The sequence below is a fragment of the Streptomyces sp. NBC_01166 genome (assembly GCF_045039765.1).
GTDB lineage: Bacteria > Actinomycetota > Actinomycetes > Streptomycetales > Streptomycetaceae > Streptomyces.
In genome coordinates, this window is record NZ_CP108613.1 from 5533032 (window position 1) to 5554641 (window position 21610).

The 21610-nt window shown below is 69.6% G+C and carries 21 protein-coding genes and 1 tRNA gene; 16 read left to right on the top strand and 6 right to left on the bottom strand.

All coding sequences use genetic code 11. The features are described 5' to 3' along the window. Positions 1–31 precede the first annotated feature (31 nt). The gene (gene nudC / locus OG379_RS25610) at positions 32–979 is read left to right on the top strand and encodes an NAD(+) diphosphatase (RefSeq protein ID WP_393763364.1); all 948 of its coding nucleotides are present in this window, start codon (positions 32–34) and stop codon (positions 977–979) included. 117 nt (positions 980–1096) lie between these two features. Here the strand turns inward: nudC and OG379_RS25615 are convergent, their stop codons facing one another. Then, on the bottom strand, positions 1097–1354 hold the full coding sequence (locus OG379_RS25615; RefSeq protein WP_405665361.1) for a mycoredoxin: 258 nt from the start codon (positions 1352–1354) through the stop codon (positions 1097–1099). 183 nt (positions 1355–1537) lie between these two features. Between OG379_RS25615 and OG379_RS25620 the strand changes: the two genes are divergently transcribed. The 5 genes from OG379_RS25620 (at position 1538) to OG379_RS25640 (ending at position 5510) form a co-directional block, all read left to right on the top strand. Then, positions 1538–3760 carry an ATP-dependent DNA helicase UvrD2 gene (locus OG379_RS25620; RefSeq protein WP_405665362.1) on the top strand — a complete coding sequence of 741 codons (2223 nt, stop codon included), beginning with the start codon at positions 1538–1540 and terminating at the stop codon, positions 3758–3760. A gap of 167 nt (positions 3761–3927) precedes the next feature. Next, positions 3928–4257 (top strand): hypothetical protein, encoded by a 330-nt coding sequence (locus OG379_RS25625; protein ID WP_393763369.1) that lies wholly within the window; start codon positions 3928–3930, stop codon positions 4255–4257. A 170-nt stretch (positions 4258–4427) separates the two neighbouring features. Further along, positions 4428–4796, top strand: a complete 369-nt coding sequence (locus OG379_RS25630) for a WhiB family transcriptional regulator (RefSeq protein WP_033298139.1) — start codon at positions 4428–4430, stop codon at positions 4794–4796. Continuing rightward, entirely contained in the window at positions 4793–5152 is a 360-nt protein-coding gene (locus OG379_RS25635) for a hypothetical protein (protein ID WP_405665363.1), read from the top strand. Before OG379_RS25630 ends, OG379_RS25635 begins: the two co-directional genes overlap by 4 nt. A gap of 154 nt (positions 5153–5306) precedes the next feature. Further along, on the top strand, positions 5307–5510 hold the full coding sequence (locus tag OG379_RS25640; RefSeq protein ID WP_393763373.1) for a hypothetical protein: 204 nt from the start codon (positions 5307–5309) through the stop codon (positions 5508–5510). Positions 5511–5515: 5 nt separating this feature from the next. Here OG379_RS25640 and OG379_RS25645 read toward each other — a convergent pair whose 3' ends face one another. Together OG379_RS25645 and OG379_RS25650 are read right to left on the bottom strand one after the other, a co-directional pair. Next, on the bottom strand, positions 5516–6925 hold the full coding sequence (locus OG379_RS25645; RefSeq protein ID WP_405665364.1) for an ABC1 kinase family protein: 1410 nt from the start codon (positions 6923–6925) through the stop codon (positions 5516–5518). 64 nt (positions 6926–6989) lie between these two features. Next, positions 6990–8135, bottom strand: a complete 1146-nt coding sequence (locus tag OG379_RS25650; RefSeq protein WP_405665365.1) for a TOMM precursor leader peptide-binding protein — start codon at positions 8133–8135, stop codon at positions 6990–6992. A 180-nt stretch (positions 8136–8315) separates the two neighbouring features. On the opposite strand from OG379_RS25650, the gene OG379_RS25655 reads away from it, so the two are divergent. The 4 genes from OG379_RS25655 to OG379_RS25670 all read left to right on the top strand — a co-directional run bounded on the left by OG379_RS25655 (position 8316) and on the right by OG379_RS25670 (position 12118). Beyond that, positions 8316–8939: a M48 family metallopeptidase gene (locus OG379_RS25655; protein ID WP_393763379.1), complete on the top strand. Its 624-nt coding sequence runs from the start codon at positions 8316–8318 to the stop codon at positions 8937–8939. 106 nt (positions 8940–9045) lie between these two features. Further along, positions 9046–10653, top strand: coding sequence for a TerD family protein (locus OG379_RS25660; RefSeq protein ID WP_405665366.1), 1608 nt, complete (start codon positions 9046–9048; stop codon positions 10651–10653). 11 nt (positions 10654–10664) lie between these two features. Then, complete coding sequence (locus OG379_RS25665) at positions 10665–11345, top strand: AIM24 family protein (protein ID WP_393763383.1); 681 nt, start codon at positions 10665–10667, stop codon at positions 11343–11345. A 17-nt stretch (positions 11346–11362) separates the two neighbouring features. After that, on the top strand, positions 11363–12118 hold the full coding sequence (locus OG379_RS25670; protein ID WP_405665367.1) for an AIM24 family protein: 756 nt from the start codon (positions 11363–11365) through the stop codon (positions 12116–12118). Positions 12119–12189: 71 nt separating this feature from the next. On the opposite strand, the gene OG379_RS25675 is transcribed toward OG379_RS25670, so the two are convergent. Next, positions 12190–12735: an NUDIX hydrolase gene (locus OG379_RS25675; protein WP_405665368.1), complete on the bottom strand. Its 546-nt coding sequence runs from the start codon at positions 12733–12735 to the stop codon at positions 12190–12192. After that, positions 12732–14183, bottom strand: a complete 1452-nt coding sequence (locus tag OG379_RS25680) for a zinc-dependent metalloprotease (protein WP_393763389.1) — start codon at positions 14181–14183, stop codon at positions 12732–12734. The genes OG379_RS25675 and OG379_RS25680 overlap by 4 nt, the downstream gene beginning before the upstream one ends. Before the next feature lie 191 nt (positions 14184–14374). On the opposite strand from OG379_RS25680, the gene OG379_RS25685 reads away from it, so the two are divergent. The 4 genes from OG379_RS25685 to OG379_RS25700 all read left to right on the top strand — a co-directional run bounded on the left by OG379_RS25685 (position 14375) and on the right by OG379_RS25700 (position 17693). Continuing rightward, complete coding sequence (locus OG379_RS25685) at positions 14375–15517, top strand: SDR family oxidoreductase (protein ID WP_405665370.1); 1143 nt, start codon at positions 14375–14377, stop codon at positions 15515–15517. Positions 15518–15653: 136 nt separating this feature from the next. Then, complete coding sequence (locus OG379_RS25690) at positions 15654–16115, top strand: molybdenum cofactor biosynthesis protein MoaE (protein ID WP_104788926.1); 462 nt, start codon at positions 15654–15656, stop codon at positions 16113–16115. A 127-nt stretch (positions 16116–16242) separates the two neighbouring features. Continuing rightward, positions 16243–16413 carry a hypothetical protein gene (locus OG379_RS25695; RefSeq protein ID WP_393763394.1) on the top strand — a complete coding sequence of 57 codons (171 nt, stop codon included), beginning with the start codon at positions 16243–16245 and terminating at the stop codon, positions 16411–16413. A 173-nt stretch (positions 16414–16586) separates the two neighbouring features. Further along, positions 16587–17693 carry a PDZ domain-containing protein gene (locus OG379_RS25700; protein ID WP_405665371.1) on the top strand — a complete coding sequence of 369 codons (1107 nt, stop codon included), beginning with the start codon at positions 16587–16589 and terminating at the stop codon, positions 17691–17693. A 68-nt stretch (positions 17694–17761) separates the two neighbouring features. Here OG379_RS25700 and OG379_RS25705 read toward each other — a convergent pair whose 3' ends face one another. Then, on the bottom strand, positions 17762–18331 hold the full coding sequence (locus OG379_RS25705) for a PPA1309 family protein (protein ID WP_401618741.1): 570 nt from the start codon (positions 18329–18331) through the stop codon (positions 17762–17764). 127 nt (positions 18332–18458) lie between these two features. Between OG379_RS25705 and OG379_RS25710 the strand changes: the two genes are divergently transcribed. Then, positions 18459–21386 (top strand): UPF0182 family protein, encoded by a 2928-nt coding sequence (locus OG379_RS25710; protein WP_405668645.1) that lies wholly within the window; start codon positions 18459–18461, stop codon positions 21384–21386. 42 nt (positions 21387–21428) lie between these two features. Further along, a tRNA-Met gene (locus OG379_RS25715) sits at positions 21429–21502 on the top strand. The last annotated feature ends 108 nt before the right edge of the window (positions 21503–21610 follow it).

The window sequence follows — 21610 nt, forward strand, 5'->3', positions numbered from 1 at the left end:
CGATCCACCCCCGGGGGAGTAGGAAGCACCTGTGAGCACCTTCGACAACGCCACGGCAGACCGCCCGATCGGTCTCACCGCGCCCAGTGGCATCGACCGCGCGGCGCACCACCGGCTCGACGAGGCCTGGCTCGCCGCGGCCTGGAGCCACCCGACGACCAGAGTCTTCGTAGTCTCCGGGGGCCAGGCGCTCATCGACGACACCCCTGACGGCGGCACCGAGCTCGTCATGACACCCGCCTTCGAGGCGCCCGTCACCGAGACCCACCGCTACTTCCTGGGCACCGACGAGGACGGCGTACGCTACTTCGCGCTCCAGAAGGACTCCCTTCCGGGCCGCATGGACCAGTCCGCACGGCCCGCCGGTCTCCGCGAGGCCGGAATGCTCCTCGGCCCGCGTGACGCCGGACTGATGGTGCACGCGGTGGCTCTGGAGAACTGGCAGCGGCTGCACCGCTTCTGCTCACGCTGCGGCGAGCGCACCGTCATCGCGGCGGCCGGGCACATCCGCCGCTGCCAGGCCTGCGGGGCGGAGCACTACCCGCGTACCGACCCCGCCGTGATCATGCTGGTCACGGACGACCAGGACCGTGCCCTGCTGGGACGCCAGGTGCACTGGCCCGAGGGCCGCTTCTCCACCCTCGCCGGCTTCGTCGAGCCGGGGGAGTCGATCGAGCAGTCCGTGGCCCGCGAGGTTTTCGAGGAGGCCGGGGTCGTCATCGGCGAGGTCGAGTACATCGCCAGCCAGCCCTGGCCGTTCCCCTCCAGCCTGATGCTCGGCTTCATGGCGCGTGCCACCTCCTTCGAGATCGACGTGGACGGCGAGGAGATCGAGGAGGCCCGCTGGTTCTCCCGCGAGGAGCTGACCGCCGCCTTCGACTCGGGTGAGGTGCTGCCCCCCTTCGGCGTCTCGATCGCGGCGCGTCTGATCGAACTCTGGTACGGCAAGCCGCTCCCGCGGCCAGGCGGCATCGGCTGACGGCCCGGGCGGACACGACGACGGCCCCGGGGGTTCCGCCCGGGGCCGCTCGGACCGAGTACACGAAACCCCCGATCAGCTCCAGGCCGATCAGGGGTTGTGCGTGCGTCACGCCGTTCAGACGCCGAGCGCCTGCTTCACCTGCGCGAGGCTCGGGTTCGTCATGACGACCTCGGAGCCTCCCTCCGCGGGAACCACCAGAACCGTCGGAACCGTCTGGTTTCCGCCATTCGCCTTCTCGACGAAGGCTGCCGAGTCCGGGTCCTGCTCGATGTTGACCTCGGTGTACGCGATGCCTTCGCGGTCCATCTGCCCCTTGAGCCGGCGGCAGTAGCCGCACCACGTGGTGCTGTACATCGTCACAGTGCCCGGCATGTCGTCGGCGCTCCTTCGTCTTGTCCGTCTGAATGCGGGACCGTCCGCACGCGCACGTTCCCGCATGGAGGGAACGCACGGGACCTGACCACCATTCCCGTGCGGTCCCCGGCCGGTATGACGAACGGCACCCCCTGTGGACAACCGCCGCGGCGGTCCCTCACGACCTGGCAGCATGGCAGGGTGACAGCAGCAACGCATTCCACCCTCTTCCCACAGGTCCCTGACTCCGCGGACGCCGTGCTGGACGGGCTCGACCCCGAGCAGCGCGAGGTCGCGCTGGCCCTCGGCGGACCCGTGTGCGTGCTCGCCGGAGCCGGGACGGGCAAGACGCGGGCGATCACGCACCGCATCGCGTACGGGGTGCGTGCCGGGATTCTCCAGCCGACCACCGTGCTCGCCGTCACCTTCACCAACCGGGCCGCCGGGGAGATGCGGGGCCGGCTCCGTCAGCTCGGAGCCACGGGTGTCCAGGCCCGTACGTTCCACTCCGCGGCCCTGCGCCAGCTCCAGTACTTCTGGCCGAAAGCAGTCGGTGGCGATCTTCCACGCCTGGTGGAGCGCAAGGTCCAGCTGGTGGCCGAGGCCGCGGCCCGCTGCGGGGTCCGGCTCGACCGCAACGAACTGCGGGACACCACCAGCGAGATCGAGTGGGCCAAGGTCACCCAGACCGTCCCCGCCGACTACCCGGCGGCGGTGGCCAAGACCCAGCGCGACGTCCCGCGCGACCCGGCCGAGCTCTCCCAGATCTACGCGATGTACGAGCAGCTGAAGCGCGACAGGTCGGTGATCGACTTCGAGGACGTGCTGCTGCTCACCGTCGGCATCCTCCAGGACCGCCACGACATCGCCGAGCATGTGCGACGCCAGTACCAGCACTTCGTCGTCGACGAGTACCAGGACGTCAGCCCGCTCCAGCAGCGGCTCCTCGATCTCTGGCTCGGCGACCGGGACGATCTCTGCGTCGTCGGCGACGCCGGCCAGACGATCTACTCCTTCACCGGTGCCACCCCTGACCACCTGCTGAATTTCCGCACCCGTCATCCGGACGCGACGGTGGTCAAGCTGGTGCGCGACTACCGCTCCACACCCCAGGTCGTCCACCTGGCCAACGGCCTGCTGAGCCAGGCCCGGGGCCGGGCGGCCGAACACCGGCTGGAGCTGGTCTCCCAGCGGGACAAGGGCCCCGAACCCGTCTACACGGAGTACGCGGACGAGCCCGCCGAGGCCGAGGGCACCGCACGCCGGATCCGTGATCTGATCGCCGCCGGCGTCCCGGCCGGTGAGATCGCCGTGCTGTACCGGGTCAATTCCCAGTCCGAGGTCTACGAGCAGGCACTGGCGGACGCGGGCGTGCCCTACCAGCTGCGCGGCGCCGAGCGCTTCTTCGACCGGCCCGAGGTGCGGGAGGCGGGCGTCGCCCTGCGCGGTGCCGCCCGCGCGGGAGGCAACGACGCGCTGCTCGACGGCGCCGACGACCTGCCCTCAGAGGTGCGGGCGGTGCTCTCCACCAAGGGATGGACCTCCAAGCCGCCGGCCGGCTCAGGAGCGGTGCGGGACCGCTGGGAGTCCCTCGCCGCCCTGGTGCGCCTGGCCGAGGACTTCGAACAGGCCAAGCCGGGGGCGACGCTCTCCGATCTCGTGGCCGAGCTCGACGAGCGGGCCGCCGCCCAGCACGCGCCGACGGTCCAGGGTGTCACCCTCGCGTCGCTGCACTCGGCGAAGGGACTGGAGTGGGATGCCGCGTTCCTCGTCGGGCTGACCGAGGGCATGATGCCCATCGCCTACGCCAAGACGGACGAACAGGTCGAGGAGGAACGCCGCCTGCTGTACGTCGGTGTCACCCGGGCCCGCTTCCACCTCTCGTTGTCCTGGGCACTGTCCCGGTCGCCGGGCGGGAGGGGGAACCGCCGGGCGACCCGCTTCCTCAACGGGCTGCGGCCCGGCTCGGCCGCGCTCGGCACGCGGGGCGGCGCCGGGGGAGGAGGCGGCATCGACCGCGGCTCCCGCGCGGGCACGGGCGCCGCCGGCACGGAGAGGCCGGTCCGGGCCGGCCGGAGGGGCCCGGCCCGGTGCCGGGTCTGCGGCAAGACACTCACCGAGGCCGGCGAGATGAAACTGATGCGCTGCGAGGACTGTCCCTCGGACATGGACGAGGGACTGTACGAGCGGCTTCGCGAGTGGCGCGCGGACCGGGCGAAGGAGATCAGCCAGCCCGCGTACTGCGTCTTCACCGACAAGACACTGATGGCGATCGCCGAGGCCGCGCCGGTCAGCGAGGGGGAGCTCGTCGTCATCGCCGGTGTCGGAAACCGGAAGCTGACCAGGTTCGGGGCCGACGTGCTGGACATCTGTGCAGGTCGGACGGTGGGTCAGGAGCTCGGCGAGGGTGACGGCGACGTGTGAGGAAAACTCGTCGAAAAAATAGTTTGCGCCCACAGCAGTCATCACCATAGGTTCTTAACCACGGGAACAGCGACTTCTCTGAAGCCCTGACTCCGTGCTGTACTTATCCGAATACCGCAGGACCGGCCCCGGCCGGTCCCTTGAGACGCCGAGAGGAGGCGATTGTCGTGATCAGCATCATCAACACCATCAAAATGACCGATCCGTCGGTCGTCTCCACCTGCTCGCTCGGCCTCACCCGCTCTTCGGAGCTCTCGCTTCATGGCACCGGTGTGTCCGGCGTCTCCGTGGTCAGCCCGCTGTCCTTGGCGAGCCTGCCCGTGCGGGAGCGCAATGAGCGACCGACCGAGGCACCGGAAGCAGCAGTAGCGAAGGGACAGGCCTCGGCCTATGCCTTTGCGGCAGCCGCAGCCGGTGCCGGAGCCAAGAAGCAGACGACGCAGCACCACACGATGTGGGCCTTCCGTGGGCCTGAACCCTGGAGTGATCCAGCCTGAGAGCAATCAGGCCGGCGCCTTCAGGGCCGCGGAACCCCACTCGGGATCCGCGGCCCTTTTGTTTTGTCCGAACGGATGAGACGAGACGAAGGAGCCTCGGGACAGCAGGACCTGGTACCAGCCGCCAACCGGCCAACAGGCCGGCACGACCAGACGAGGACAACGCCACCGTGCAACTCGAGACGCACGCCCCGTCCGTACCGCCTTCCGACACGATCTCCCCGCCCGGCCTCACGGAGGACTCCACCTTGATCCCCCTCACCGCGCTCACCGCGCTCGACGACGCCATCGAGAACCTCGGCGTACCCGTCCCCTGTCGTTCCTACGACCCGGAGGTCTTCTTCGCCGAGTCCCCGGCCGACGTCGAGTACGCCAAGTCCCTCTGCCGGACCTGTCCGCTGGTCGAGGCCTGCCTCGCCGGCGCCAAGGAGCGGCGCGAGCCGTGGGGCGTCTGGGGTGGCGAGCTCTTCGTCCAGGGCGTCGTCGTCGCCCGCAAGCGGCCGCGTGGCCGCCCGCGCAAGAACCCGGTCGCGGCGTGACTCCCGGCCTGGGGGTCATGTCCCCCACACGAACGAAGCGCATCGGAACCATCGACCGTCCCCAGACCCATGACCCCCGGAATCAGGCACCAATGACCACCACGACGAGGGAGCCCGTCGGCTCCGCCACCCCGGACGTCACCATCATCGGCGCGAACGACTCGCGTCAGAACAGGACCCGCGAGATGCAACTCATCCCAGAAGCCCTGGCTCGTGCGCATATGCACGACCGCCTGAGGGAAGCCGAGGAGGGACGTCAGGCACTGCGCCTGGTGGCCGCCCGGCGGATGCAGCGCCGTGCGGAGCGTGCCTCGATGCGCGCCCGCCGCGCGCTCGCCATGGCCGTCATGCACTGACAGCCGAACCAGCAGTACGGCGCACCACGGCTGCCGGGCCACCGCTCGGCCCCTGCGGCAGCCACCCTCCCCATCAGCGGGGCCGGCCTGAACAGGCCGGCCCCGCAGTGCGTTGCGGCGCGCGCCGTCCGGGCGGCGGCGTTATCGTCGCGACGTGGACGAGGAGACCCATCACCCCGCGGATCCGGCCGACGGTCACGTGGCGTGTGCCCGCTGCGGCACCGTCGCCGACTCGGACCCACCGCCTCCGACGTGGCTCTGTTCCGTGGAGAACGGCGGACGCCAGTACTTCTGCGAGGATTGCGCGCGTACCCACATCAGGGCCATCGAGAGCAGGCTCGACTCAGCCTGGTGGTGACCCCGCTACACCTCGACCGCCTCCTCCTCGGCGCCGTCCTCGTCCGGTTCGTACTCCAGGAGGAACCCCGGCAGCCAGGACTCCAGTTCGTCGCGGAGACGGACCGTCGCCCCCAGCTGGCAGAGCACCCCGATCGTGCTCAGCGTGACCCGGTGTATCAGCAGGTACGAAGGCGGAAGGTTCAGCTGCTTCCCCAACTGGTGTGCCGGAGAACGCGGATCGGCGATCCGGGCGGCCTGGCTGCGCAGCCAGGAGCGGGTGAAGGTGAACTCTTCCGCCTGCGCCGGCTCGATGATGGGGATCAGGTAGTCGAGCACGGCGTCCGGTTCGAGATCGATCGACTCCTTCACGAAGCCGGCCTCACGCAGCATGGCGTAGACGGCGTCGGCGTCCCCGTCCAGCGTCATCCGCAGGGCATCGCCGATGGTCTGCGGCAGACCGCCCGGAAGCCGGTCCACCGTGCCGAAGTCCAGCACTCCCAGGCGCCACAGGTCCGCGTCCCCGCCGGGCCCGTCCGCGTCCCCGGCGGTCGCCTCCGTCGGGGGCAGCAGCCGGAAGTTGCCCGGATGAGGATCCGCGTGGAGCAGACCGGTGCGCGCCGGCCCCGAGAAGAGGAAGCGCGCCAGAAGCTGGCCCGCCCGGTCCCGCTGCTCCGTCGTGCCGTCAGCGATCACCTCCGACAGCGGAATTCCGTCGATCCACTCCGTGACCAGCACCTGTTCGGACTGGTGGACCACGCCCGGGATCACCACATCGGGATCGTCCTCGAACTCCGCCGCGTGCTCCTGCTGGGCCCGTGCCTCGAGCTCGTAGTCCAGCTCCTCGGACACCCGGTCGCGGAGCTCCGTGATGAGCGGCTTGATGTCCATCCCGGGGACGAGCGGACCGAGCAGCCGTGCGAAGCGGCTGAGTTGGGTGAGATCCGACAGCAACGCCTCACCGGCGCCCGGGTACTGAACCTTCACGGCGACGTCCCGCCCGTCGTGCCACACGGCGCGGTGGACCTGCCCGATCGACGCGGCGGCAGATGGCAGGTCCTCGAACTCGGTGAACAGCTCCCGCCAGTCCTCGCCGAGCCGCTCCGCCAGGACCCCGTGGACCGTGCGGGTCGGCATGGGTGGCGCCGCCTCCTGCAGCTTGGTCAGGGCCGCCCGGTAGGGCCCCGCGACATCTTCGGGCAGCGCTGATTCGAAGACGGACAGCGCCTGTCCGAGCTTCATCGCACCGCCCTTCAACTCTCCGAGGACCTTGAAGAGCTGGTCCGCCGTGCGCTGCTGGACCTCGCGGGCCACTATCTCGGCGGACTTCCCGCCGATCCGTTTGCCAAGACCCCATGTGGCACGGCCGGCGAAGCCGAGCGGCAGGGCTGCCAGCTTCGCGGTACGGGTGACCGCCTTCCGGGGAAGATCAGACATGTGCCCCTCCATTTCCCAGACTGCCGTGCGGCGTGCGTATCCGGCTCCGCTCCGGCGGCGGCGGTCACCCGGCCATTGTGTCCTGCGTGGCGCCGGCCGCGGAGGTGAGCTCCACCTCAGTGTGCCCGGCGGCACCGCAGTCGCAGTCGGGGTGGGGCTCCAGTCGCTCCGACCGCCAGTCCAGCATCGGCATGGCGGCCTCCCACCGCGCCCCCGTGCTGGCAGGCAGCTCTCCGTCGAGAAAGGAGAGTGCGTGGGCCGCGGCGAGGCCGGCCACGGCGGTCGCCACACCCAGATCGCAGGCCTGCACGCATGAGCGCCGCCCGGACCTCCACTGCGCGAGCATCCGTGGCCACTGGGGATCCGCCTCCGCGCGGCGCAGCGCCAGACAGCCCGCACAGCCGGTGCCTCCGGGCAGCACCAATGGCCCGACCACTCCGGTGGCTTCGATCACTCCCGCGTAGAGGTGCGGCGTACCCGAGGCGATCCACGGCGCGGCGGTATTCGGATCGGGGGCGTACACGGAGAGGCCGTCCCTGGGTGCCACCACGATCAGGGACAGCGCGGGTTCGCCCCGCGCCGGAGCCTCGGACGCTCCGCCCTGCCGCGGAGGGCCACCGACCGCGGACCTGCGCACCAACTGCCGTGCCGCCGTGTCACGGCGTTCGCCGACCGACGACACCGGGAGGCCGCCGGGCGCCACGTCCCAGGGCTCGGTGCGGCCCCCGTCGAGCACCTCGACGTGGCCCACCCCTGACCCGGACAGCACCGCGGCGACCGCCGCGCCGACCCTGCCCGCTCCGCGCACCTGCACCCGCATCGCACGCCGGGCCGCGAGCGTGCGCAGCCCGCCGCCGGGCGTCGGATGGACCACGGAGAGCGCCGCGGCGTCGGGGCGTTGCCGCTCGAGGGTCTCGGCCCGCCGGCGTAAGGCGTCGGCCTCGGGTCCGCCCGCATCCGGATCGTCCAGCAGACCTGCCTCCGTGAGGCGCGATACGAGAATGTCCACGTGACGGTCCGACAGATCCAGAGCCCTGGCCTCTTCGCGGAGCAGAGGAAGTCCGCGTGTTCCGTCGAGGAGTTCCAGAAAGCTTCCGGTGGCGATATCCATCGGCCCCAGCGTTACCGCGTGTGCGGGTGTCACGCCGAATTGAACGGTGTTCCGTCCACGCCAGGCGCGGCGGAGTGCGGGCTTCAGCATCGGATGCATGACTTCTCCCAGGTCGGTGTCGGGATCCGTTGCCAGAATGCAACATGGCGGCGAAACGGGCGGAAAGTTATCCACAGGCTGGGGTATTAGTCGTTCAAATGGTGCAAGCCGAGAAGTGGATCAACGTCGGACCGTCGAGGAGGCGGGACTTCCCGCACCGCCAGCGGGTAACGTCGAGTCGTGCCCGCCGACCCCTCTCCCGGTCTCGCCGGGGAGACCCCTGCGCGCAGCGCCGGACGCCAGCAGCGCAGCGCAGCCACCAAGCAGCCCCGCGCGTCGGTGACGAGCGCGGTCGAGGTCCGCAGAAGCGCCCGGCGCAGCAGAACGGTCTCCGCGTACCGCGAGGGCGACCGCACCATCGTGCTCATCCCGGCCCGGATGTCGGAGGCCGAGGAGCAGCGCTGGGTCGGTGTGATGCTCGACAAGCTCGCCGCGCAGGAGAGCAGACGCGTCATCGGCGACAGCGAGCTCGCCGACCGGGCCGAGCGGCTCTCCGGCCAGTACCTGGAGGGCCGGGCGCGGCCGGCCTCCGTCCGATGGGTGACCAACCAGAACACCCGTTGGGGCTCCTGCACCCCGGCCGAGGGCAGCATCCGCCTCTCGCACCGCCTGCAGGGGATGCCGGAGTACGTCCTCGACTACGTCCTCCTCCACGAGCTGGCCCATCTGCTGGTCCCGGGCCACGGGCCGCGTTTCTGGCGGCTCCTGGAGGCTTACCCCCGGACCGAGCGAGCGCGGGGCTATCTCGAAGGAGTCGTGGCGGCCGACCGGCTCCCGCATCTGCCCGCCGCCCGCGAAGAGTGACGTCGCCGATTCTGTACCGGGTCTGTACCGGCTTGGCTCGATGTCGTGGTTTGCGGTTAGCCTGACGCGACGCATTCACCTTCGGGATGGGGGACGGTCGTTACGCATGGCCAGGGAATTTCAGCGCGGCCACAAGGCCAAGATCAGTGATCTCACGTCAGGGACGGATCTGTACGTAGGTGTGCAGATCGCGGGCCCCGGCCTGACGTTCGACATCAGCTGCTTCGGTCTCGACGCCAATGAGCAGCTCTCCGACGACCGGTATTTCATCTTCTTCAATCAGCCGAAATCGCCGGAGGAGTCCATTCAGCTTCTCGGTGCCCAGGCCGGTGACACCGAATCGTTCCGCGTCACCCTCGACCGCATTCCGGCGAACATCCACAAGCTGTCCTTCACTGCGACTCTCGACGGTGCCGGGCAGATGTCGCAGGTCGGCCCCGGATACATCCGGATCGTCGCGGGCGGCGAGGAAGTGGTGAAGTACGCCTTCACGGGCTCGGAGTTCACCACCGAGCGTGCGGTCATGCTCGGCGACTTCTATCTCAAGGACGTCTGGCGGTTCGCCGCGGTCGGCCAGGGCTTCGACGGCGGACTCGACGCGCTGCTCAAGAACTTCGGCGGGGAGGTCGCCGAGGAGGCCCCCGCCGCGCCGCCCCAGGGCACCGCCCCCGCGTTCGCACCGCCCGCCCAGGCCTCCGCACCCCCTGCTTTCGGTGCTCCGGCCGGACCCCAGGCACCGCAGCCCGCACCGGCATTCGGCGCTCCGGCGGCACCGGCTCCCGCACCGCAGCAGCCGGTGCACGCCGCGCCGACCATCGCGGCCCCTATGGCGCCGGCACCGCACCCTCCCGCGCCGTACGGGCAGCCGCCCCAGCAGCCGCAGTTCGGACAGGTCCCGGGCCAGGGTGCTCCGCCCGTCGCCCCGCCGTACGGACAGCAGCCGCCGGCCGCGCCGCAGTTCGGCCAGCAGGCTCCGGGTCCGTTCGGCCAGCAGCCCCCCGGCATGCAGCCTGGTATGCCGCAGGGCGTACCCCAGGGTGTTCCCGCAGGTGGCGCGGGCCTCCAGGCCGCACTGCAGCCCTACAAGGAAACGGCCACCGGGCAGCGCTGGACCTCGCAGAACCAGCAGCTCATGCGCGTCGACCTCACGATGGGCGGCACACCGGTGCTGGCCCGTCAGGGCAGCATGGTGATGTATCAGGGCAAGGTCGACTTCGGCTACAAGGGAGCCGGCTTCGCTGGCCGCATGGTCGGTAACGCGACGGGCCAGGAGATGCAGCTGATGCGCTGCAGCGGCCGTGGCCAGGTCTTCCTCGCCGAGGACGGATCGCATCTGCATCCCATCGAGCTGCAGGGCGACGGCATCTGCGTCTCCGCCGAGAGCGTGCTCGCCTTCGACGAGTCCCTGCAGTACGAGGTCCGCAGGATCGAGGGCCACGGGATTCCCGGCGGCGCCCTCTTCACCATGCAGTTCCAGGGCACCGGCACCGTCGTCGTCAAGACCCACGGTGTGCCGGTCGTCCTGCCGGTCACCCCGACCACCTTCGCCGACTGCAACGCCGTCGTGGCCTGGTCGTCGGCGTCCCAGGTGATCATCTCCAGCCAGGTCCGGCTGCGCCGCAACGCGTACCCGGGGCACAGCGGGGAGACCGTGAACCTCCAGTTCCGGGGAGCACCCGGCAACTTCATCGTCGTCCAGCCCTACGAGGTCTGAGGGAGCCCGTCATGAATCAGCAGCTCGCGGGCTTCGCCCCGACCCCCGTCACGGCCCGCATGGAGAACCACGGCCGCACGATGCTCAAGGTCGCCATGGCCACCGGCCAGGACCTCTACGCCCGCACCGGCTCGATGGTGGCCTACGAGGGCTTCATCCAGTACGAACCGAACCCGCCGGCCGTCCGCCAGATCGCGTCCCAGTGGATCACCGGCGAGGGCGCACCCCTGATGAAGTGCGCCGGCGACGGACTGCTCTACCTCGCCGACTACGGCGCCGACGTGGTCGTCATCAATCTCAACAACGACTCGCTGTCGGTCAACGGCACCAACCTCCTGGCCTTCGACGGTCACCTCACCTGGGGCGTGGAGCGGGTCAAGGGACTCGCCAAGTTCACCGGCCAGGGCCTGTGGAACGTCGGGATCCAGGGCACGGGATGGGTCGCCATCACCTCGCGCGGCACACCGATCGTCGTCGACTGCGGGCGTGGCGAGGACGAGACGTACGTCGACCCCGACGCCCTCGTCGCGTGGTCCCCGAACCTCAAGGTGAAGGGCAAGCGCAGCTTCAAGGCGAGCTCGCTCATCGGGCGGGGCAGCGGAGAGGCGTACCAGATGGCCTTCTCCGGTCAGGGCATCGTCGTCGTCCAGCCGAGCGAGGACAGTACCGACCGCCTGCGGATCCGGAACTGAGCGGGGGAGAACACATCATGCAGAGTCCGCTTTTCAGCTACACGGAACAGCAGTCGCAGGACCGCTACACGGTCCAGAACCCGCAGCTCCTGCGGGTCGCGCTGACCGGCCACGACGACGTCCTCGCCCGTAAGGGCGCCATGGTCGCCTACCAGGGGCTCATGGAGTTCGACGGTGAGTACCAGTCGCACGGCCAGCGCCGCGCCCGCAGGAACACGGGTGAGGGCCTCGACCTCATGCGCTGCTCCGGTCAGGGCACGGTCTACCTGGCCAACCTCGCGCAGTACATCCATGTGGTCGACGTCGACCACGAGGGCATGACGGTCGACAGCGCCTACGTCCTGGCGCTGGACTCCTCGCTGCACACCGAGGTCATCGCGGTGGACAGCCAGTACGGGATCTCCGGCACCGGCAAGTACCAGCTCAACATCTCCGGGAGCGGCAAGGTCGCCCTGATGACCTCAGGCCAGCCGCTGATGATGCAGGTCACTCCCGAAAAGTACGTCAATGCCGACGCCGACGCGATCGTCGCCTGGTCGAGCGGGCTGCGGGTGCAGATGCAGGCCCAGACGCACTCCTCGGGAGTCTTCCGGCGCCGTGGCAACACGGGGGAGGGCTGGGAGCTGAGCTTCCTGGGCCAGGGTTTCGCCCTCGTCCAGCCGAGTGAGGTGCTGCCGCCGCAGAACGCCCAGATCGGCCAGGGGGCCGCGGCGCAGTTCGGTATGGGGCAGCAGGGCTCGCACGGACAGAACCAGAACAACTCCTGGAACTGAGCCGCACCGCTACGGCCGGGCGCAACGGGTGAGGGGCGGCTTCCCGCGGGAAGCCGCCCCTCACCCGTTGTCTAGCGGCCCTGCTCCAGCCGTGTGCGGGTGCTCGCCAGCAGCCGCTCGACCGAGGCGTCCGCCACCCGCGCCACCTCGTCGTAGGGGAACCAGCGCAGATCCAGGGACTCCTCGCTGATCCGCTCCACCGCCCCGGTCGACGCCGTCGCCGCGTACTGCACGTCGAGGTGCCAGTGGCACGGCCCCGGGATGGGATGCCGGTCCAGCCGCACGGGCCCGCCGGGCAGCAGGGTGAGCCCGGGGATTCCCGACTCCTCAGTGGCCTCGCGCAGGGCCGCCGCTTCCAGAGTGGTGTCCTGGGGCTCGCAGTGCCCGCCCATCTGCAGCCACATCCGCAGCTTCCTGTGCAGCGTCAGCAGGACCCTGCCGCGCTCCGGGTCGACGACCAGCGCGCTGGCCGTCAGGTGCCCCGCTCCGCACGCCTTCCACATGCCGTCGGGATGCCCGGCCAGATGGTCCAGGTACGTCCGGCGCAGCGCGGCCTGCTCCGTATCGCCGTCCTCGTAACCCTTGAGTACCGAAACCGCGTCGTCGTGCAGGCTCACCGGCCGGAGTCGTCCTTGCCGTCGCTCTTCGGGTCGTCGTCGCCGGGTTCGTCCTGGACCTGCTCCTCGGCGGCGGGCTTCTGCGGGCCATTCGCCGCTTCGCCGAGCATCTTGTCGAGCTCGGAGAAGTCCAGTTGCTCGTGGTGGACGAAGCCGTCCGGGTCGTCCAGGTCCTGGGCCGTCGGCAGCATGTCCGGGTGCTCCCAGAGGCCGTCGCGCCCGTCGACGCCCCGGGCGTCCGTGAGCGAGGCCCACAGCCGCGAGGCGTCCCGCAGCCGGCGCGGGCGCAGCTGGAGTCCGATGAGCGTGGCGAAGGTCTGCTCGGCGGGACCGCCGGAGGCCCGGCGCCTGCGCATCGTCTCGCGCAGCGCGTCCGCCGAGGTCAGCCGTGACTTCGCGGCCTCGTGCACCACCGCGTCCACCCAGCCCTCGACGAGGGCGAGAGCGGTCTCCAGACGAGCCAGCGACGCCTTCTGTTCCGGGGTGTCCTCGGGCTGGAACATGCCCTGCTGAAGAGCGTCCTGCAGTTGCTCGGGCTGGGACGGGTCGAACTGGCCGACGACGTCCTCCAGCTTGCTGGTGTCGACCTTGATGCCGCGCGCATAGGCCTCGACCGCGCCGAACAGATGCGAGCGCAGCCACGGAACGTGGGCGAAGAGCCGCTGGTGGGCCGCCTCGCGCAGCGCCAGATACAGCCGCACCTCGTCCTGGGGCACGCTCAGGTCCTTGCCGAACCGCTCGACGTTCAGCGGAAGCAGCGCCGCCTTGCCGGCCGGTGCCAGCGGGAGGCCGATGTCGGTCGAACCGACGACCTCGCCGGCGAGCACGCCGACGGCCTGCCCGATCTGCTGGCCGAACATGGCGCCGCCCATGGACCGCATCATGCCGATCAGCGGGCCGGCCATGGCCTGCATCTCCTCCGGCAGGACATCGCCCATGGCCAGGCCGACGCGCTCGGCCACCGGGTCCACCAGCTGCTGCCAGGCGGGAAGCGAGGCCTCGACCCACTCGGCGCGGCTCCACGCCACCGTGGAGACGGAACCCGAGGGCAGCGAGGTCACACCGTCGAGCCAGAGGTCGGCGAGACGCAGAGCCTCATCGACGGAGGCCCGCTCCGCGGGTCCGACACTCGCGTCCTTGCTGCCGTCGGTGGTGCCCTGCGACACCGTCTGGCGTGCGATCTGCTTGGCCATGTCCCAGTTGACCGGGCCGCCCTCGTAACTCAGCATCTGGCCGAGCTGCTGGAAGGCCGCACCCAGGTCGTTCGGGTTCATCGAGCCGAACATCGCGGCGAACGGGTTGTCGCCGCCCGCCCCGGGCGGGAAGCCGAACGGGTTCGCCGGCCCGCCCGAGCCCTGCCCAGCACCGGTGGGGTCCTTCTTCTTGCCTTCGTCGCCGTCTTCCGGCTCCTCCGGCGGAAGGCCGAATCCGAATGGGGTGTCACTCACGGGTTTCCTCGGCTCGTAGGGCCGCCGGCTCGAACCGACGGCGACTGCCCGACATCACCATCCAGCGTAGACACCGAAGACCGCTTGGGCCCTCAGTGCTCCGCCGGCTCCCGGCCTGCGGCAGGATGGACGCCACCTGGTACGTACGCGTCATTCGGGTACGTACTGAAGACAACCGCTGGAGACGCCCGGTGAGTTCCCCAGATCCGCAGGTTCGCGCAGCGCGAAACCTGACCGACCCCACGACCGAGAGCAAGCCCACGAAAAATCTTTCCCGGAACCGCGGCCCCGTCGTCGCGGTCACCGGTGCCGCGACCGGCGTCGGTGAGCTGCTCACCGCCCGTCTCGCCGCATCGGACGAGATCAAGCAGGTCATCGCCATCGACGAGCGCCGGGGGGACGTCTCCGAGGCCACGTGGCACATCCTGGACGTACGGGACCCAGCCATCGCCGAGAAGCTGCGCGGCGCTGACGTCGTCGTGCACATGGCGCTCGACCTCGACCTGGAGACCGACCCCGCGGCCCGCACCGCGTACAACGTCCGCGGTACGCAGACCGTGCTGACGGCGGCGGCGGCCGTGGGCGTCCACCGGGTGGTGCTGTGCACCTCGGCGATGGTCTACGGCGCTCTGCCCGACAACGACATCCCCCTCTCCGAGGACGCGGAACTGCGGGCCACGGCCGAGGCCACCGGTGTCGGAGACATGCTGGAGATCGAGCGGCTCGGCCGCCGAGCACCCCGTGCCCACCCCGGCCTCAACGTCACGGTCGTACGGCCCACGGTCCTGGTCGGCGGTACGGACACGGCGCTCACCAGGTACTTCGAGTCCCCCAGGCTCCTCGTCGTCGCCGGCTCACGCCCGGCCTGGCAGTTCTGCCACGTCGACGACCTGGTCAGCGCACTGGAGTACGCGGCTCTCGAAAAGATCGAGGGAGAGTTCGCGGTCGGCTGCGACGGCTGGCTCGAACAGGAAGAGGTGGAGGAGCTCTCCGGTGTGCGCCGGATGGAGCTGCCGTCCGCCGTCGCCCTCGGCGCGGCCGCCCGCCTCCACCGGATCGGTCTCACCCCGTCACCCGCGGGGGATCTCGCCTACACCATGCACCCCTGGGTGGTCAGTGTGAGCCGGCTCCACGACGCGGGATGGCGCCCGAGGTGGACCAACGAGGAGGTCCTGGCGGCGCTCCTGGAAGAGGTCGAGGGGCGCCACACCGTCGCGGGACGGCGGCTCGGCCGCAAGGACGCCACCGCAGCCGGTGCCGCGGGAGCGACCGTCGCGCTGCTCGGCACGGCGGCACTGGTCCGGCGGGCGCGCAAGGCCCGACGGCGTTTCTAGGCGGCCGTCGGCCCGGTCGGCCCGCCCGGGCGGAAGTCCCGATTCCCCCGCCTGGTAGGAGGCTCCAAGCGGACCGGCAGGCCACCGGTCGAAAACGCTATTCCGGGATGTGCCCGCCGTGCGGCACGATGGCCCCATGGCACGCACCCACGACCACCCCGGCGAGCAGGCTGCTCAGGACCCCATCCGGCTCCTGGACATCCGTGACACACCGCTGTCCGTCGACGAGATCTTCCGCGCGGTGGGGGACGACGCCGCGGGAGGCATGGCGCTCTTCGTCGGCACGGTGCGCAATCACGACGACGGGCAGGACGTCGGCTCCCTCGGATACTCCTGCCATCCGACCGCCGGCGACGAGCTCCGCAGAGTGGCCGAGAAGGTGGTGGCGGAGTTCCCGGTACGGGCTCTGGCCGCCGTCCACCGGGTGGGTGAACTGGGTGTGGGCGATCTGGCGGTGGTCGTCGCCGTGTCCTGCGCCCATCGGGGTGAGGCCTTCGAGGCCTGCCGCAAGCTGATCGACGACCTCAAGCACGAGGTCCCGATCTGGAAGCACCAGCGTTTCTCCGACGGCACGGAGGAGTGGGTCGGCGCCTGCTGAGCGCAAACCGCCCCAGGGGGCATCAGCCCCGATTTGCGTAACCGCACCCCTGCCATGAGCGTTGCTCCTGCAGGTGGTTAATCTTCTGATCGTCGGTTGCGGTCGCTCATGGGGTAGGGAGGTCGTGATGGCAGCACTCGCTTGGCTCTTGATTCCGCTTATAGCTGCTCTTGGCGCGGCGATATGGGGAGGGTGGGCAGCCCGCAATCGAACGACCGGCGACGTCACCGAACTCGCCGGCTACGCCAGGTTCCGTGAGGCGATGGAGAAATCGCACTCCGGTTCCGAGGCCGCCTGAGGCTCCGCAGCTGTACGCAGTTGCCAATTCCGCACCGCACCCGCTCCCCGTAGGCGCAGTCCGCGCAGCGAGCGAATCCGCGATGCCCCCGGCCCTTCCGGATCCCCCGCCGTCCGCCTCGTACGGACCGGCCCCGACGGTGCACTGACAGGCCGTTCCCGTACTGTCGTTCCATGCCACGCCGCACCGCGACGATGCTCGCCTCCACCCTCATCCTCATCGCGCTGCTCTGCGCAGGCGTGCTGATTCGTGTGCCGTACTCGGAGATGTCCCCCGGTCCGACCGTGAACACGCTCGGCGACGCGCGTGGCGAGCCGGTGCTGCACATCAGCGGGCGCAAGACGTATCCCACGTCCGGGAACCTCAACATGACGACGGTGCGCGTCACCGGTGCGGACTACGACATGAACATCGTCGAGGCCGTCTACGGCTGGCTGGCGCACGACAGTGTCGTCGTGCCCCACGACACCCTCTACCCGGACGGGAAGACCGAGGAGGAGTCGACGCAGGAGAACGCCGAGGAGTTCAGCCAGTCCCAGGAGAGCGCGAAGGTCGCCGCCCTGGAGGAGCTGAAGATCCCCGTCACCTCCCGCGTGGTGGTCTCCACGGTCGTCAAGGACAGCGCCGCCGAGGGAGTGCTGCACGCGGGCGACGTGATCAGGGCGGTCGACGGCAAGGCGGTCGAACAGCCGGAGGACGTCGCGAAGCTCGTCACGAAGCACAAGCCCGGCGAGGACGTCGTCTTCACGGTGATCCCGGCCAGGACCGCCGCCGCGGCGGAGAAGGCGGGCAAGGAGCCCGAGGGCTCCCGCGACGTCACCCTGACCACGCGGAAGGCACCCGAGGACCCCTCGAACCCCTCGGAGGACCGGGCGATCGTGGGAATCCAGGCGGGGACGGACCACACGTTCCCGTTCGAGATCGACATCAAGCTGGCCGACGTCGGCGGACCGAGCGCCGGACTGATGTTCTCGCTCGGCATCATCGACAAGCTGACCCCCGACAAGCTGACGGGCGGCAAGTTCATCGCCGGCACCGGCACCATCGACGACGACGGCAAGGTCGGCCCCATCGGCGGGATCAACATGAAGCTGGTCGGCGCGCGCGACGCGGGCGCCCGGTACTTCCTGACCCCGGACGACAACTGCTCCTCAGCGGCCTCCGACACCCCGGACGGCCTCACCCTGGTGAGGGTGAAGACCCTCGACGACGCCAAGAAGTCCCTGGAGAAGATCCGGGCGGGGGACACGACCGGCCTGCCGAGCTGCTCGAAGGGCTGAGAGGCAGCCGGCCGGCCCGGGACCGGGCGGAGGCCGACAGCCTCTGAGGCCGGCCCCCGCCGGAGGCGTCAGGACTCGAAGGTGGCCGCGAGTGCCTCGGCGAGCCCCGGAACCAGGCCCGCGCCGGTCAGGACCTCGGTGGGGGAGTCCTTCTCCCGCAGGCGCACGGCGGAGTCCCGTGCGCCGTCCCGCAGAACCGCCACGGTCATCCGCACCTCCTGCCGGTCGGGGTGCTCGGCGACCCACTTGGTCAGCTGGGCGTCGGACAGCCCCTCCGGCACGGACGCCTCCGCCGAGGGCGGCAGCATCAGCCGTTCGACGGTCATGGCGCAGCCGACCACGGCGTCCGGCCAGGCGATCGTGGCGAGGAACTCGTCCAGCGCGGTGCCGTCGGGCAGCTCCTCCTGCTCGACGGGGGTGAGGGTGGCGGTCGTGGAAGCGGTGTCGTCGAGACCGAGCTGGGCGGCGAGGCCGGGCTCGTGGGCGCGCAGCCGGGCGGTGTCGACGAGGGCGAACAGCCGGGCCGGCTGGTCCCAGCCGAGACCTGCGGCGTAGGCGTCGATTTCGAGGACGGCGACGGTGAGGGGGCTCGCGGCCATCGGAGGGCCTGAGGGGGAAACGTTGGGCATACCCAACATCCTGCCTCCTTCTGCCCCGGGAACGGGAACTAGGTAAAGCCTCAGTAAGTTGCATAGGTGGGCTCTACGATCGCTGGGCCTGCTTCACACGACCGCGAACTTCGAGGTGCGCACGTTGGCTTTCCAGATGCCGGACCGCGGCGGAGGCCCGACCGGGCCACGGATCAGAGTCGGCCGCCCGTCCCGGCGCGTCCGTACCCTGCTCATGACATTGGGTGTCCTGGCGGTTCTCGCCATGGCCTTCGTCATGTTCGCCGGGTTCTGGACGGACTGGCTCTGGTACAGGTCGGTCGCGTATTCGTCTGTTTTCACCACCACTCTGTGGACCAAGATCGGGCTGTTCCTCGTCTTCGGACTGCTGATGGCCGTCGCCATCGGTGTGAACATCTGGCTCGCGCACCGGCTCCGGCCGCCGCTGAGCGCGATGTCGCTGGAGCAGCAGAGCCTGGACCGCTACAGGATGAGCGTCGCCCCGTACAAGAAGTGGGTGCTGCTCGCGGTCACCGCTCTCGTCGGTCTGATCGCCGGCGCCTCCGCGTCCGGTCAGTGGCGCACCTGGCTGATGTACGTCAACGGCGTGCCCTTCGGGCAGAAGGACCCCCAGTTCAAGCTGGACGTCGCCTTCTACGCCTTCGACCTGCCGTGGTACCGCTTCCTGCTCGGATTCGGCTTCGCCGCGGTGGTGCTGTCCCTGATCGCGGCGGCGCTGACCCACTACCTCTACGGCGGGCTGCGGATCACCAGCCCCGGCGCGCGTGCCACGGGTGCCGCGACGGGTCATCTCTCCGTTCTGCTCGGCGTCTTCGTCGCGCTGAAGGCCGTGGCGTACTGGCTCGACCGGTACGGCCTGGCTGTGAAGTCCAGCGACTTCAAGGCCACGGACAACTGGACCGGTCTGCGGTATGTCGACGCCAACGCGTACCTGCCGGCGAAGACGATCCTCTTCTGCATCGCGGTCATCTGCGCCGTGCTGTTCTTCGCGACGCTCTGGCGCCGCACCTGGCAGCTGCCCGTGATCGGCTTCGGCCTGATGGTGCTCTCGGCGATCCTGATCGGCGGGCTCTACCCGGCGATCGTGCAGAAGTTCCAGGTCCAGCCGAACGAGCAGGCCAAGGAAGCGCCGTTCATCCAGAAGAACATCGACGCGACGCGCGACGCCTACGACATCGACGACGCGAAGGTCGACGACTACACGGGCACCAGCACGACCGATGACAGCACCAAGCTGAGGGCGAACGCTGACGCCGCCGCCAGTTACCGCGTCATGGACCCGAACGTCGTCTCGCCCGCCTTCCAGCAGCTCCAGCAGAAGAGGAACTACTACCAGTTCCCCAAGACCCTGGACGTCGACCGCTACAAGGGCGAGGACGGCAAGGAGCAGGACACCGTCGTCGGCCTGCGCGAGCTGAACCTCCAGGGCCTCCCCAAGAGGAACTGGATCAACGACCACTTCACGTACACCCACGGCTACGGCGTCATCGCGGCGCGGGGCACCACGACGGGCACCAACCCGGCGGGGTCCCCCGACTTCACGGAGTCGGGCCTGCCCACCACGGGCGAGCTGGGCAAGTACGAGCAGCGGATCTACTACGGCGAGAAGACCGAGCAGTACTCCATCGTCGGCGGGCCCCAGAAGGAGCTCGACTACGAGGAGGACGGCGAGAAGACCACCAGTTACGAGGGCGACAGCGGGATCAGTCTCTCCAGCGCCTTCAACCGGGCGGCCTACGCCGTGTCGTTCAGCGAGCCGCAGATCCTGTACTCGGGAGCCATCGGCGACGGTTCGCGGATCCTCTACAACCGAACCCCCAAGGAGCGCGTCGAGGCGGTCGCACCCTGGCTGACGATCGACGGCGACGCCTACCCGGCGGTCGTCGACGGCCGGATCCAGTGGATCGTCGACGCGTACACCACGACCAACGGTTATCCGTACGCCTCGCGTACGACGCTCGGTGACACCACGGCCGACTCGCTGACCACCAACCAGCGCGCGGTCGTCGCCCAGCAGAACCAGGTCAACTACATCCGGAATTCGGTGAAGGCCACCGTCGACGCGTACGACGGCAAGGTCAAGCTCTACGAGTGGGACACCGAGGACCCGGTGCTCAAGACGTGGCGCAAGGCGTTCCCCGGCACGGTGGAACCCCGGGCGGACATCCCGCAGGAGCTCATGGACCACCTGCGCTACCCGCAGGACCTGTTCAAGGTCCAGCGTGAGCTGCTGACGCGGTACCACGTCGAGAACCCCGCGCAGTTCTACAGCGGCAGTGACGCGTGGCAGGTGCCGGACGACCCGACCAACAAGGAACCCGGGTCCGTCCCGCCGTACTACCTGAGCATGAAGATGCCGGACCAGGACGCGCAGAAGTTCTCCCTGACCACGACCTTCACCCCCAAGGGGCGTCCCAACCTGGGGGCGTTCATGGCGGTGGACGCGGACGCGGCCAGCAAGGACTACGGCACGATCAGACTCCTGAGAGTCACCAGCACGGTCAAGGGACCAGGCCAGGTACAGAGTGAGCTCAACGGCAACGACGACGTCGCCGAGTTCGTGAGAAACCTGAAGGGCACCGACTCGGACATCGAGTACGGCAACCTGCTGACGGTGCCGCTCGACGGAGGCTTCCTCTACATCGAACCGGTGTACACGCGCGGTGGTACGCAGAACTATCCGCTGCTGCGCAAGGTCGCCGCTTCGTACGGGTCGAAGATCGTGTTCGAGAACAGTCTCGGCGAAGCGCTGAACGCGGTGTTCGGGGTCGAGGGCTCCGATACGACGACACCGCCGACCGAGCCGGACGAGCCACCGGGTGACACCACGGAGCCCCCGGCCACCGGGGACGCGGCTCTGAAGAAGGCCATCGCGGACGCCCAGAAGGCGTACACGGCCGGCGAGACGGCTCTCAAGGAGCAGGACTGGGAGGCCTACGGCAAGGCCCAGGCGGACCTCCAGGAGGCTCTCGAGCGGGCGGCGGCGGCTCAGCCCGACGGGGCAGGCGGCGCTGCTTCGAACGAAGGCGCCAAGAAGCCGGAGGGCGACGACCAGGGCAGTTGAGAAATGTTCACCCCGCGTCGTGGTACGGTTTGAACACAACGACGCGGGGTGGAGCAGCTCGGTAGCTCGCTGGGCTCATAACCCAGAGGTCGCAGGTTCAAATCCTGTCCCCGCTACTGAAAGGCGCAGGCCCGGATCCTTTGGGATCCGGGCCTTCGCCATGTCATGGGCCTTTTCTCAAGTTGTCGGAGTGAAGTGCGGTTCACGGGGCACGAGTTGGAGCC